This is a genomic window from Streptomyces sp. NPDC021749, from assembly GCF_040640655.1.
Lineage (GTDB): Bacteria > Actinomycetota > Actinomycetes > Streptomycetales > Streptomycetaceae > Streptomyces.
Genome location: NZ_JBFACE010000007.1, coordinates 193,695 through 207,542, shown reverse-complemented (window position 1 = coordinate 207,542; position 13,848 = coordinate 193,695). Strand labels below are relative to the sequence as shown.

The window sequence follows — 13,848 nt, the reverse complement described above, 5'->3', positions numbered from 1 at the left end:
GTGCGGGGACGCGTAGTTACCGACGCGTAGCAAAGTCGCCGCCGATCGCCATACGTCCACCTCCGGTTCATCTTTTCGCCACCATCGCCCCCGCCGGCCGTGAGAAAAACCAGGCATGTGCAATGACGAACTGATCCCGCCGCAGGCGGACATGACCGAGCGGGAGTGGCTGCGGGCCGGCTCGGAGGCGACGGGAGCCGGGGCGGCGCCGGTGCCGACGACCGGGCGGGTGCCGCAGTGGGTGAACCGGCGGACGCTGCTCGGCGGCGCGATGGCCGGTGCGGCGCTGGCGGTGCTGCCCTCGCCGGCCCAGTCCCCCGCCTCGGCCGCGCCCCGCCCGGGTGCGCCCGGGGCCTTCCCGTTCCCCGAACGGCCCAACGGCAAGGGCGAGTTCGCCGTCCTGGTCACCGGGGACGCGGGGACCGGGGACGAGGCGCAGTACGCGGTGGCGGCCGCCGCCCGGGACATCTGCCGCAGCGAGGGGGTCGGCCTGGCGGTCGGGCTGGGCGACAACATCTACGAGAACGGTCCGGAGTCCGACCACGACTCCGAGTTCCAGGACAAGTTCGAGAAGCCGAACAGCGGCATCGACGTGCCCTGGCTGATGGTGCTGGGCAACCACGACTGCTCGGGGCTGATACCCGGCAGCGGCGGCGACCCGTCGCGCGGCGACCGTGAGGTCGCCTACGCCAGGACGTCCAAACGCTGGTACATGCCCGCCCGTTACTACCGGGTGCCGCTGCCCGCCGCCGACCCGCTGGTGGAGTTCTTCGCCATCGACACCATTCCCTGGTCGTCGTACGTCGCCCAGCTCGACCCGTACTACCGCTGGGACGGCCCGTACATGCGCGCGCAGCGCAGCTGGCTGGACGAGGCGCTGCGGACCTCGCGGGCACGCTGGAAGGTGGTGATCGGCCACCACCCGTACCTCAACAACGGCAAGCACGGCAGCGCCGGCTCGTACGACGGCTTCGAGATCGGCAACTACACCAGCGGCGTCCACCTCAAGGACATGTACGAGAAGGTGGTGTGCGGCCGGGCCGACCTGATCCTGTCCGGGCACGACCACACCCTGCAGATCCTGGAGCCGACCGCACGCACCGGCGGCACCCGCCAGGTGGTGTGCGGGGCGTCCGCCAAGACGGAGGACGGCAAGGCCCACTTCGCCAACCCGGCCGCCTGGCAGAACTTCTCCGACCACGGATTCATGCTGCTGAAGGTGTCCGGCGCCCGGCTGACCCTCGACGCCTACACCGTCGACGTGGCGACCCGCAAGGCCACCCTCGCCCACCGCACCCGCCACACCCGCCCGGTCGCCGCACCGGCGGCGGCACACGCCTGAACGCGCCCCCGCCCGAACGGCCTCGGGGGCTACGCCCGCCCCGGGGCCGGCGGGCGGACCGCTTCACCGGCCCCTACCAGACGAAGGTGGCCGATGCGCCCGGAGGGAGGGTGTAACGGGTGTGCCGGCCCGACGCGTTGATGCCGGCGGGCCGGGGGGCGCGGGCGTCGTTGTAGGCGATCAGGACGGTGGAGCCGTCGGGGTTGCGCCAGGCGACGTGGGGCAGGGCGGACGGGCCGGTGGAGGCGATGCGGCGGGCGCCGGGTTTCACGAACTTGGTGAGGTGGCCCATCGTGTAGTACTCGACGGTGTAGTCGACCCGGCCGGTGTGGTCGTCGCCGTGGTGGACGGTGACCAGCCCGGTGCAGTCGGAGCAACCGCCCTGGTGCGGGCCGTTGTTCTGGTCCACGGCGAGCGACCACTTCGTCCAGCTGCTGCCCCAGTTGCGGGTGTAGTCGATGAGGTCGTGCATGTCCTGCTTCTGCTGGTCGGCGACCCACCGGCCGCCGGAGTGCTCGGTGTCGTGGACGGCCAGACCGGGGTACTCCTCGTGCACCCGGGTCTGCCGGGTGACCGTGCCGCCGTAGCCGTGCCAGGCCAGCCCGCCGAAGTTGGGGTGGCGGCGGACGGCCGGATCGTCGACGGTGGGCCGGGCGAAGGCGTCGTAGCGGTCCCAGTTCCAGTCGAGGGCGAGGACCTTGGTGGGCAGTCCGGCCCGGCGCAGCGCGGGCAGCAGGTCGTTCTTCGTGAAGCGGGCGAGGGAGGCACCGGTCCACCGCATGGACGGGTAACCGGCGCAGCAGGTGGGCTCGTTCTGGACGGAGACGTAATCGACCGGCACACCGTGGTCGCGGTAGGCCCGGAGGTACTTCACGAAGTACCGGGCGTAGGCGGCGTAGTACTCGGGCCGCAGCCGGCCTTGGTCGAGCCGGCCGTTGTCCTTCATCCAGGCGGGCGCGGTCCAGGGCGTGGCCATCACCTTCAGTGCCGGGTTGAGCCGGCGGGCCCGGGCGGTCAGCGGCAGGACGTCGGCGAGGTCGTGGGCGAGCGAGAAGTGCCGGAGGTCCGGGTCGGTGCGGCCGCCGGGCAGGTCGTCGTAGGTGTAGCCGGAGCGGGCCAGGTCGGACGCGCCCATCGGGTTGCGGAGGAAGCCGAGGCCGATGCCGTCGTCCGGGTCGAAGAGCTTGCGCAGGACCGTCGCGCGGGTCGCGTCGCTGAGCGCGCCGCTGCCGTTCATCAGCCAGGCGGCGGTGTCGGTGAACGAGGCGCCGCCGCCCTCGAACCGCTGGTAGGTCCGGGAGGGGTCGACGGTGAGGGTGCCGCCGCGGCCCGGCCGGAAGGTGAGCGACGGCTGTCGCCGCAGGCCCTGGACGACCTTTCTGCCGCCGGGGTCGGAGGTGGTGGTGAGGTAGACCTGCATCCGGTGCGGGGCCGGGGCGGCGGGCTCCGGGGCCGTCGGCGCACCGGCGGCCAGCCACAGCACCAGCAGGCCGGCCAACCCGGCCGCGGACGTGGCAAGGGCGCGCCGGAGGCGTCGCGCTCGTACGGCTCGCGCTCTCATGGCGGGGCCTTCCTGTGGCGCGGGCGGTCAGGTGTACGCCTGCCGTTCTGCCCGGTCGGCCGGTGCGGACACGGCCCGCTCGCTGCTTCCGGCCGGCCCCTCACCCGGCCGACGGCTCCGCCCCATGGTTCGGGAGGTGAACGGTCGCGTCAAGCGACGGTATACACAAGGGAGTTGGGACGGGGCGGGGGCGGCCTGCTCCCCCCCTTCCGGCGCGCCCTCCCCTCCTCTCCCCTCCCCTCCTCGCCCCTCCTCTCCCTCCCTCACCCGTTCTCCGTACCCCCGGGGGGCCGCCCGGCGCACCGGACATGCGGGGCGTGCGGGCCCCGCCTAGGGTGTTCGCATGGTGAGCCCACACGTCGCACGCTCCCGGGCCACGACGTGGGGCATCCGATGACGGCCCCGCCGGCCGGACCGTCCGACGAGGGCCACGGCCCCCGGACCGGCCACGACCCCCGAACGGACCGGGACTGGCGCCGGGTCGCGGAGGAGGCTCCCGGCGTCTCGCGGCACGAGCCGATCGGGCTGCGCGAGCGGCTCTCGCTCAACCGGATGGGCACCTTCGACTGGGACCTGGACCGCGGGCACATGGACCTGGACCCCGGCGCCCTGGACGTCTTCGACCTGCGCCCCGGGGAATACGACGGCGCACCGTCGTCCCTGGTGACGCGGGTGCCGCCGGAGGAGGGACGGCGGCTGGACGAGGCGCTCTCGCAGGCGCTCCAGGACGGCCACTCGTCGTACGGCGCGTACTTCCGGGTCCGGTGCCGGGACGGGACGCGGCGCTGGACGCACTCGCAGGGGCGGATCCTGCACGACCTGGAGGGCACGCCGTACCGGGTCGTCGGCATCGTCCGGGAGGCGACCGGTGAGCTGGCGGACTCCGCGCTGCTGCGCTCACTGCAGCAGGAGCGGCAACGGCAGACGGTGATGGTGCAGCAGACCACCGCCGCACTGTCCCGGGCGCTGTCCGTGCGGGACGTGACACGGGTGCTGACGGGGGCCCGCGGTGCGCGGCGGTTCGGCGCCGACGGGCTGGTGCTCGGGCTGGTCGCGAACGAGCGGTTCGAGATCATCGCGGCCGCCGGCATGCTGGGCGAGGTCCCGGACGACATGATGAGCTCCCGGCTGGACGACACCCTGCCGCTGGCCGACACGGCACGCCTGCGGCGTCCCGCCTTCCTCAGCGCCCGCGGCGAGCTGATCGCCCGCTACCCGCGGCTGCGCCCGTACGCGGACCTGCTGCCGGCGGGCAGCGCGGCCTTTCTGCCGCTGGTCGCCCAGGACACCGTGATCGGGGCGCTGGGGCTGTTCCACGCCGAGCCGGCGGTGCCGTCGCCGGAGGCCCGCAACCTGGCACTGGCGCTGGCCGGTGTGGTGGCGCAGTCGGTGCAGCGGGCGACCCTGTTCGACCAGGAGCGGGAGCTCGCGACCGGACTGCAGGCGACGATGCTGCCGCGCCGGCTGCCGCCCCTCGCGGGCGGCGTGGTCACCGTCCGCTACCACCCGGCGAGCGTCGGCCGGGACGTCGGCGGCGACTGGTACGACGTCATCGCGCTGCCGCAGGGCCGCACCGGGCTCGTCGTCGGCGACGTGCAGGGGCACGACACGCACGCCGCCGCGGTCATGGGTCAGCTGCGGATCGCGCTGCGCGCCTACGCCAGCGAGGGGCACGCCCCGGAGACCGTACTGGTGCGGGCCTCCCGCTTCCTGGCCGAACTGGACACCGAGCGGTTCGCCACCTGTACGTACGTGCAGGCCGACCTGGAGTCGGGGGCGCTGCACGTGGCGCGGGCCGGCCATCTCGGCCCGCTGATGAGCAACACGTCCCGGCACATCGACTGGCCGGAGGTCCGCGGCGGGCTGCCGCTGGGACTGGCCACCCACTTCGGGCCCGACCACTTCCCGGAGACCCAGCTCTTCCTGGAGCCCGGGTCGACGCTGCTGCTGTGCACCGACGGCCTGGTCGAACAGCCCGGACGGGGCATCTCGGCCGGGATCGAGGCGCTGTCCGAGGCGGTCCGCACCGGGCCGGCGAACCTGGAGGAGCTGGCCGACCACCTCTCGGCCCAGCTGTGGGCCGAGCCCGGCTCGGAGGACGACATGGCCCTCCTGCTGCTGCGGCGGGAACCGGGCCCGGGGGGCAGGACCACGCCGCGGCTGCGGCTCCACGTCCACCAGGCCGATCCGTCGGGCACCGCCGAGGTCCGCTCGGCGCTGCGCCGCACGCTCGACCAGTGGCGGGCGGGCGCCGTCCTGCACGACGTCGAGGTGGCGGCCTCGGAACTGATCGCCAACGCGCTGACCCACACCGAGAGCGGCGCCCTGGTCACCGTGGAGCTTCTGCCCGGCACCCCGCGCCGGATCCGGCTGGAGGTCGAGGACCGCTCCAGCCAGTGGCCGCGCCGCCGCAGCCCCGGCGAGACCGCGACCTCGGGCCGGGGTCTGCTGCTGGTCGAGGCGCTGGCGGACCGCTGGGGCGCGGAGCCGCGGGGCAACGGCAAGGCGCTGTGGTGTGAGTTCCTGCCCCCGGACGGCGCGGGCCCGGCACGGTGACCGCCCACCGGCCGGGCACGCGCCTGTGGCCCCTCACTCCTCGGGGCCGTACCAGAGCGTCGTCATGTTGCAGAACTCCCTGATGCCGTGGCCGGACAGTTCCCGCCCGTAGCCGGACCGCTTGGCGCCGCCGAACGGGAGGCCGGGGTGGGAGGCGGTCATACCGTTGAAGTAGAGGCCGCCGGCCTGGATGTCCCGGGCCAGCCGGGCCTGTTCGTCGGGGTCGCGGGTCCAGGCGTTGGAACTCAGCCCGAACGGGGTGTCGTTGGCGAGCTCGATCGCCTCGTCGAGATCGGCGACGCGGTACAGGGTGGCGACCGGGCCGAACGCCTCCTCGTGGTGGATGCGCATGGTCGGGGTGATGCCCGCAAGTACCGTGGGCTCGTAGAACCAGCCGGCCCGGTGGTCGGGCGGCCGCCGGCCGCCGCACAGCGCCCTCGCGCCCTGGTGGACCGCGTCGTCGACGAGTTCCTCCAGGTCGGAGCGGCCCTGCTCGCTGGAGAGCGGTCCGATGTCGGTGTTCTCGTCCATCGGGTCGCCGACGGTCAGCGCCGCCATCCGCTCGGTGAACCGCTCGCTGAAGGCGTCGTAGACGTCGTTGTGCACGATGAACCGCTTGGCCGCGATGCAGGACTGCCCGTTGTTCTGCACCCGTGCGGTCACCGCGACCTTGGCCGCCTTGTCGAGGTCGGCGGAGGGCATGACCACGAACGGGTCGCTGCCGCCGAGCTCCAGCACGGTCTTCTTGACCTCGTCACCGGCGATGGACGCCACCGAACGCCCGGCCGGCTCGCTGCCGGTCAGCGTCGCGGCGGCCACCCGCGGGTCGCGCAGGATCTCCTCGACGGCGCCGGAGCCGATCAGCAGGGTCTCGAAGCAGCCCTCGGGGTAGCCGGCGCGGCGGAACAGCTCCTCGATGTACAGGGCGGTCTGCGGGACGTTCGAGGCGTGTTTGAGCAGTCCGGTGTTGCCGGCCATCAGCGCCGGGGCGGCGAACCGTACGACCTGCCAGAGCGGGAAGTTCCACGGCATCACCGCCAGGACCGGGCCCAGGGGCCGGTAGCGGACCACGGCACGCATCGCCCCGGAGTCACCGACGTCCGCCGGGTCGGGGTGCTCGTCGGCCAGCAGGCTCTCGGCGTTGCGGGCGTACCAGCGCATGGTCTTGACGCACTTCGCGGCCTCCGCACGGGCCTGGACCAGCGGTTTTCCCATCTCGGTGGTCATCGTGCGGGCGATGCCGTCCTGGTCGGCCTCCAGCAGGTCGGCGGCCTTGAGGAGCAGTTCCGTACGGCGGGCGAAGCTGGTGGTGCGGTGGATCTGGAACGCCTGCTCCGCCCTGACCAGGCGGTCTTCGATCTCGCCCGCGTTGAGCGCGTCGAAGGTCTTCAGGGTCTCGCCGGTGGCCGGGTTGACCGTGGCGATGGCCATGGTCAGCACCTCCTAGGAAAGCGGTGAGGGAGCGGGGGACGGGTCCGGGACCGGGTCGGGATCGGGCCCGGGCGGACGGGGTATCGGCGACGGTTCCGGAGGGATGGGATCCGGCGGCCCCGGCGGGGTCGGCGGTCCGGGAAGCGGGTCGGGGGTGGGATTCGGCGGCGGGCCTCCCGGGTCCGGCGGCCGCGTGGGCTGCGGATCGCGGTCGAGCGTGCGCTCACGGCGCGGGTGCGGTTGCCGCTGCACGGCGGGCCTCCAATAAGAGGTTTTGTTGCCACATGGCCCCCGTACCCGAGTCTGGCGTCTCTATGGGCCCACCGCATTCCGCTGCGCTTGGCGAGCCTCCCACGTACCTGGCTGTTCCGCCGTGGGGGTTGCTCGTCGTAGCGCGCATTACGGCGCCGCGTACGTAGCTGGCCGTTCCGCCGTGGGGGTTGCCCGCCGGTGCGCGCTTGGCGGGGCCGCGTACGTGCCTGTCTGCGGCGCCGCGGGGCTCCTCGCCGTTGCGCGCATTGCGGCGCCGCGTACGTGCTCGTCTGCGGCGCCGCCAACGGCTCAGCCCCGCAGCGGATGGTGGCAGGTGGCGTGGTGGCCAAGGGTCGCTCGCACCGTCGGCGGTGGGTCCGTTGCGCAGAGCTCCGTCGCCCACGCGCACCGCGTGCGGAAGCGGCAGCCCGACGGTGGGGCCGCGGCAGAGGGGGTCTCGCCGGTGAGGGGGCGGGAGGCGGAGCCGGGCGGGCGGACGGTATCCAGGAGCCCGCGTGTGTAGGGGTGGAGCGGGCGGTCGAAGACCGCCTCCGTGGGGCCGGTCTCGACGAGTTCGCCGAGGTACATCACGCCGACCCGGTCCGCGACGTGCCGTACCACCGCCAGGTCGTGCGAGATGAAGAGGTAGCTCAGGCCCTTCTCCCGTTGCAGTGCGCGCATCAGGTTGAGGATCTGGGCCTGGACGGAGACGTCGAGCGCGGAGACCGGTTCGTCGGCGACCACGAGGGAGGGGGCGAGCGCGAGGGCGCGGGCCAGCCCGAGGCGCTGGCGCTGGCCGCCGGAGAATTCGTGCGGGTAGCGGTCGACGGCGCCGCGCGGCAGCCCGACGTCGTCCAGGAGGCCGGCGATCCGGCGCCGGCGGGCGGCCCGGTCGCCGATGCCCTGGATGACCAGGGGTTCGGTCAGTACGGCGCCGACCCGCATCCGGGGGTCCATGGCCGCTTCGGAGTCCTGGAACATCAGCTGGACCTCGCGCCGGTGCGCGCGCAGCTCGCGGCCCCGCAGCGTGGCCAGGTCGCGCCCGGCGATCTCGACGGTGCCGGTGGTGGGGGCCTCCAGTCCGACCGCCAGCCGGCCGAGGGTGGATTTGCCGCAGCCGGACTCGCCGACGATGCCGAAGGTCTCACCGCGCCGGACGGTGAGCGAGACCCCGGCCACGGCGCTGATCCCGGCGCCGCCCCGGCGGCGGGCGAACGGGCCGTCGTGCAGCGGGTAGCTCTTGGCGAGGTCGGTGAGGCGGAGCAGCGGCACGTCGGTACGGGGCGGGGCGGCGACGGGGGCGGGTGGGCGTACCTCGGCGACCGGGTCGGGGCCGGGGGCCGGGCCGGCCGGGTGGAAGCAGGCGAAGGCGTGGGCGGTGCGGTCGGCCGGCCGGCCGCCGTCGGGGCCGTCGGTGAGCTCGGGTTCGGCGGTGCGGCAGAGGTCGGTGGCGAAGCCGCAGCGGGGCGCGAAGCGGCAGCCGGTCGGGCGGGTGGTGAGGACCGGCGGGAGGCCGGGGACGGTGGCGAGCGGGCGGGCGGGGTCGGGGGCGCGTTCCGGGAGGGCGGCGAGGAGGGCCTGGGTGTAGCGGTGCCGCGGGGCGGCGAACAGCGGCCGTACGGGGGCGCGTTCGGCGATCCGGCCGCCGTACATCACCGCGACGCGGTCGACCCGGCGGGCGATCACGCCGAGGTCGTGGGTGACGAGGATCAGGGCCATGCCGAGCCGGGCGCGCAGTGCGTCGACGAGTTCCAGGATCTGGTGCCGGGTGGTGGCGTCGAGGGCGGTGGTGGGCTCGTCGGCGATCAGCAGGTCCGGTTCGCAGACCAGGGCCATGGCGATCGCGACGCGCTGCCGCATGCCGCCGCTGAGCTGGTGCGGGTAGTGGGTCATCCGCTCGGCGGGGCGGGGCAGGCCGACCAGGCCGAGCGTCTCCTCGGCCTTGGCGTGGGCCTCGGCCCTGGTCAGGCGGGTGTGCAGGCGGAGGGGTTCGGCGACCTGGGCGCCGATGGTCATGGTGGGGTTGAGCGAGCTGAGCGGGTCCTGGAAGACCATGCCGACGGTGTGGCCGCGGACGCCGCGCAGGACGGGTTCGGGGGCGGCGGCCAGGTCCGTGCCGTGGAAGAGGATGCGTCCGCCCGTGATCCGGCCGCCGGCGGGGAGCAGCCCGAGGACGGCGAGGGCGGTGAGGGTCTTGCCGCAGCCGGACTCGCCGACCAGGCCGAGCGCTTCGCCGGGGGCGACGTCGAGGTCGATGCCGTCGAGGGCGTGCACGGTCCGGTCGCGGGTGGCGAGGTCCACGCGCAGGTCGTCGATGCGCAGCAGGGGTTCGGTCATCGGTGGCCGTCCCGTCCCGTGTCGAGCCGTACGTCGAAGGCGTCCCGCAGCCCGTCGCCGAGGAAGTTGAAGGCGGCCACGACCAGCACGATCGCGATGCCCGGCGGGTAGATCAGCCACCAGTGGCCGACCTGGGTGTAGGTGATGCCGGCGGAGAGCAGGGAGCCCCAGTCGGCGGCGGGCGGCGGCAGGGAGAGGCCGAGGAAGGAGAGGTAGGCGACGTAGAGGATGGCGTCGGCGATCTGGAAGGTGGCGTTGACGACGACGGTTCCCACCGCGTTGGGCAGGATGTGCCGGAACACCGCCCGGCCCCCGCCGCCGCCCATCAGCCGCATCGCGTGGACGTAGTCGCGGCTGCGCAGCGCCAGCGCCTCGCCGCGCAGCAGCCGGGCCGGGGAGAGCCAGGCGACCGAGGCGATGACCAGGATGAGGACGGGTTTGCCGGGGGTGACGAGGGTGGCGACCACGACGAGGAGGAAGAGCGCCGGGATGGCGAGCGCGGCGTCGGTGACCCGCATCATCGCGGCGTCCAGCCAGCCGCCGAAGTAGCCGGCGACCGCGCCGTAGACGGTGCCGAGGAGGGTGGCCAGCAGCCCGGCCGCCAGGCCGACCTCCAGGGAGGTGCGGCCGCCGTACATCAGCCGGCCGAGCAGGTCGTAGCCGAGGTCGGTGGTGCCGAGGGGGTGGCCGGCGCCGGGGGCGCGGTTGGCCTGGGTGAGGTCGGTGTGGATCTGGTCGGTGGGGTGGAGCAGCGGGCCGAGGAAGCAGAAGGCGAGCAGGGCCAGCAGGATCAGGGCGCCGGTCAGGGCGAGCTTGTTGCGGCGGAAGCCGGTCAGGGCGCGGCGGACCGGTCCGGGGGCGGCGGGCGGGGCGTCCGGCGGTGCGGGGGCGGTGGTGGTCACGGCACGCTCCTGATGCGCGGGTCGAGGAGGGCGTAGGCGACGTCGGCGAGCAGGGAGCCGAGGACGGTGGCGACGCCGACGACGAGGGTCACGCCGAGCAGTACGGGGAAGTCGGAGCCCTGGGCCGCGTTCCAGAACAGCAGCCCCATGCCGGGGTAGTTGAACATCGACTCGACGACGAGGGTCCCGCTGAAGAGGGTCGGGAGGTAGAGGCCGAGGAGGGTGACCAGCGGGATGAGCGCATTGCGCAGTACGTGCCGGACCAGCACCCGGGTGCCGGACTGGCCCTTGGCGCGGGCGGTGCGGACGTAGTCCTCGCCGAGGTTGTCGAGGACCGCGGAGCGCAGATAGCGGCTGAAGGCGGCGACGATTCCCAGGGCCGTGGTCACGACCGGGAGGATCAGGCCGGCCGGCTCGGCGAGGATCCCGCCGACCGTGTCGGCCTGCGGCGCCTCGGCGGGCAGCAGGGGCAGCTGCTGGCTGAAGACCAGGACGAGGACGAGCCCGAGGAAGAAGACCGGGGTGGCGTAGGCGAGGAAGGCCAGGCCGGTCAGGACGTGGTCGGCGGTCCGGCCGCGGCGCACCGCCTGCAGGATGCCGAGCGGTACGGCCAGGACCGCGGCCAGTGCCAGCGACACCCCGGCCAGCAGGGCGGTCCTGGGCAGCCGTTCGGCGAGCAGCGCGGCGACGCCCTGGTTGAGCTTGTGGGACTCCCCCAGGTCGCCGGAGAGCAGCCGGCCGAGGTACATCAGGTACTGCTGCGGCAGCGAACGGTCGTATCCCTGCTGGTGGTTGAAGTGCTCGACGGCCTGGGGCGTGGCCTGCACGCCGAGGATGGCGCGGGCCGGGCCGCCGGGGAGCAGGTGCAGCAGGACGAAGACGAGGACGGAGACCAGCAGCAGGACGACCAGGGCCTGGGCGAGGCGTTTGACCAGGAAGGGGATCACCGGCCGGTACCGCCCTTCGTGACGTAGTACCAGTCCTGGGGGGCCAGCGACAGCGTGGGGTTCTGATCGACGCCGCGCAGGTCGTTGCGGATGGCGGAGACCTGGTAGGCGGGGTTGGGGGTCCACAGGACCGGGAGGCGGCGGGCGACCTCGCGGCCGTAGGCGCGCAGGGCGGCGGGATCGTCGGAGTACTCGGTGGCGCGGATCAGCTCGTCGGTCCGGGGGTCGGACCAACTGCCCATGTTGGAGGGGGCGTTGGTGGCGAAGATCTTCTCCCCGCTGGGGTCGGGCGGGAAGTACCAGCTGCCCTGGGTGCCGAAGAAGCCGAGCTGCCAGGCGGAGCAGACGGGGTCGCCGGTGCTGCAGGGGACGGTGGTGCCCAGGACCGTGTTCAGTGGCTGCTGCCGGACGTCGAGGACGATGCCGGCCTTGCCGAACTCCGACTTGAGGACCTGCATGGTGTTGGTGGTCTCGGTCGAACCGGACTGGGAGAGCAGCGAGAGCCGGAGCTCCTGCCCGTCCGCGACACCCGCGCCGCACGCGTCGGCGCCGCGCCCGGGCCGTACGCAGCGCAGCACACCGCCCCGGGCGGCCCAGCCGTGGTCCGCCAGCAGCGCCTTCGCCCGCTTCGGGTCGTACGGGTACGGAGCGGCGTCGAGCAGTCCGGCCGGGACCGGGCCGAGGGTGGGTGCCGCGCTGCCGTGCCAGATCACCTCGGAGATCGCCTGCTGGTCGATGAGGTGCTGGAGCGCCTGGCGCAGATAGGTCTGCCGCAGCAGGGGGCCGGCGGTGGGGTGGTGGTAATTGAGCACGAGGTAGGTGATCGCCCAGCCCTCCCAGGGGTCGATGCGATAGCCCATTTCCCGGAATTTCGCCGACTGGGCCATGACGGAGGGCGGCAGGTAGCCGTAGTCGACCCCGCCGGCCCGCAGCACGTTGAATTCGGAGTCGGCGGTGGTGAACGGTTTGAGGACGACCCGGTCGAGATGGGGTGTGTCGGGCCCGCTGTAGTGGGGGTTCGGGACCAGCTCCACCTGTCCGGAGGTGGCCCATTTCGCGATCCGCCAGGGGCCGTCGACGGTTTTCCAGAGCGGGTCGGTGGCGAATGCGGAGAACTGCCGGGCGTGCCGCATCAGCCGGGCGAAGGCCCGCCGGGGGCCGTCGTGGTGCGGGTTCCAGGCATGTGCGGGGAGGGCGACGAAGTCCTGGAGTTCGTTGGCGGCGAACCACGCCGGGTTGTAGGCGCGGTCCAGCCGGAGCCGGAAGGTGCGGTCGTCGAGGACCTCGAATGCCGTGACGTCGTCCGGCATCAGCTTCGGCGAATACCCGGCCCATTCCTGCTTGTTGGCCTTGATCAGATCGAACCAGAATTTCACGTCGCGGGTGGTGACGGCATGCCCGTCCGACCAGCGGTAGCCCTTTTTCAGGGTGATGCTGACCGTGCGGTTCCGGTCGCCGTAGCGGGGTTTCTCCGCGAGGCCGCGGGGTGAGTCCAGGGTCAGTCCGTCGCCCTTCTTCTCGGGCAGGTAGAGCCGCAGGAACAGCAGGTCCTGGATGGCGCTGTTGTAGGAGGCCAGATAGCCGGGGGCGCCGATGGGGAAGATCCAGTTGGGGGTGGAGGCGGGCGGCAGCGCCATGGTGGCGGTCCCGCCGTCGACGGGCACGCCGCCGGTGGGTCCCAGCTCGGTGACAACGTTGCCAGGCGGGCCGCAGCCGACCAGTGCGGCGATACCGAGCAGGACGGCGACCAAGAGGCGGCCGGCTCGCCCGCCCCGGCCAATTCGCTTGACGGGCGCGGGAGTTCGTGTCCTGCGCGGGCCCATACTGCCTCCGGGAGGTCGGGCCGGTGGAAGGGTGCGAGCAACGTACGGACGGCCGCGAAAAGAAGTCAAGACCCTGGCGGAACCGGCCCGACTGCGCTCTACTGTCGGCGAGTTGGGACGGAGGGTTGCTTTGGTGGCGAAGGAAGCGCGCCGAAGGAAGCCGGGAACTCGTTCCGCACGAGTCCGCGGGAAGTCTGCAGGAACTCGGCGGGGAGTCCGCAGGAACCCCGCGGGAAGTCCGCGGGAAGTCCGCGGGAAGTCCGTAGGAAGTCCGTAGGAAGTCCGCGGGGCACTGCCGGCCAGGGGCAGTACCCGCCTCCCTCTCCCCCGGCTCCGACCAGGCGAAAGGCGCGCTCCCATGACCACCCCCGAGGAGCCGCCCGGTTCCGCCGCGCTTGTCCTCGCGCTCGCGGCGAACTCACCCTCGACCCCGCGCGGCCTGCGGCCCGGACGCGGGACTGCTGGGCGCCGGCCACGCCGTACTGAGCGGAATGCCGCACGCCGTGCCCCGCCCCCCAGTCGACCCCCGTCCCGCGGGCCAAGCCTGTCGCGCGGGCCAAGCCTGTCGCGCGGGCCAAGCCTGTCGCGCGGGCCACGCCTGCCACGTGGGCCATGCCTGTCACGCGGGCAGCGCCCGTACCTCGGCGAACGCCCGCCACGCAGAGACGCCTTCAGGGAACCCGCTACCCCAGGGAAG

Annotated in this window: 7 protein-coding genes and 1 pseudogene; 2 read left to right on the top strand and 6 right to left on the bottom strand. The window is 73.4% G+C overall.

Annotated elements, in window-relative coordinates:
• Window positions 1–115 precede the first annotated feature (115 nt).
• The gene (locus tag AB0G35_RS09875) at window positions 116–1,342 is read left to right on the top strand and encodes a metallophosphoesterase (protein WP_360946537.1); all 1,227 of its coding nucleotides are present in this window, start codon (window positions 116–118) and stop codon (window positions 1,340–1,342) included.
• 76 nt (window positions 1,343–1,418) lie between these two features.
• Here the strand turns inward: AB0G35_RS09875 and AB0G35_RS09870 are convergent.
• Window positions 1,419–2,903 (bottom strand): annotated as a pseudogene (locus AB0G35_RS09870) (glycoside hydrolase family 30 beta sandwich domain-containing protein); the annotation flags it as partial.
• A 393-nt stretch (window positions 2,904–3,296) separates the two neighbouring features.
• On the opposite strand from AB0G35_RS09870, the gene AB0G35_RS09865 reads away from it, so the two are divergent.
• Window positions 3,297–5,459 (top strand): SpoIIE family protein phosphatase, encoded by a 2,163-nt coding sequence (locus AB0G35_RS09865; RefSeq protein ID WP_360946534.1) that lies wholly within the window; start codon window positions 3,297–3,299, stop codon window positions 5,457–5,459.
• Window positions 5,460–5,492: 33 nt separating this feature from the next.
• Here AB0G35_RS09865 and AB0G35_RS09860 read toward each other — a convergent pair whose 3' ends face one another.
• The 5 genes from AB0G35_RS09860 to AB0G35_RS09840 form a co-directional block, all read right to left on the bottom strand.
• Entirely contained in the window at window positions 5,493–6,890 is a 1,398-nt protein-coding gene (locus AB0G35_RS09860) for an NADP-dependent succinic semialdehyde dehydrogenase (protein WP_360946531.1), read from the bottom strand.
• A 561-nt stretch (window positions 6,891–7,451) separates the two neighbouring features.
• Entirely contained in the window at window positions 7,452–9,479 is a 2,028-nt protein-coding gene (locus AB0G35_RS09855; RefSeq protein WP_360946528.1) for an ABC transporter ATP-binding protein, read from the bottom strand.
• Window positions 9,476–10,381, bottom strand: coding sequence for an ABC transporter permease (locus AB0G35_RS09850; RefSeq protein WP_360946526.1), 906 nt, complete (start codon window positions 10,379–10,381; stop codon window positions 9,476–9,478). Before AB0G35_RS09850 ends, AB0G35_RS09855 begins: the two co-directional genes overlap by 4 nt.
• Window positions 10,378–11,328: an ABC transporter permease gene (locus AB0G35_RS09845; RefSeq protein ID WP_360946524.1), complete on the bottom strand. Its 951-nt coding sequence runs from the start codon at window positions 11,326–11,328 to the stop codon at window positions 10,378–10,380. Before AB0G35_RS09845 ends, AB0G35_RS09850 begins: the two co-directional genes overlap by 4 nt.
• Window positions 11,325–13,079 (bottom strand): peptide ABC transporter substrate-binding protein, encoded by a 1,755-nt coding sequence (locus AB0G35_RS09840; RefSeq protein WP_360946522.1) that lies wholly within the window; start codon window positions 13,077–13,079, stop codon window positions 11,325–11,327. Before AB0G35_RS09840 ends, AB0G35_RS09845 begins: the two co-directional genes overlap by 4 nt.
• Window positions 13,080–13,848 lie beyond the last annotated feature (769 nt).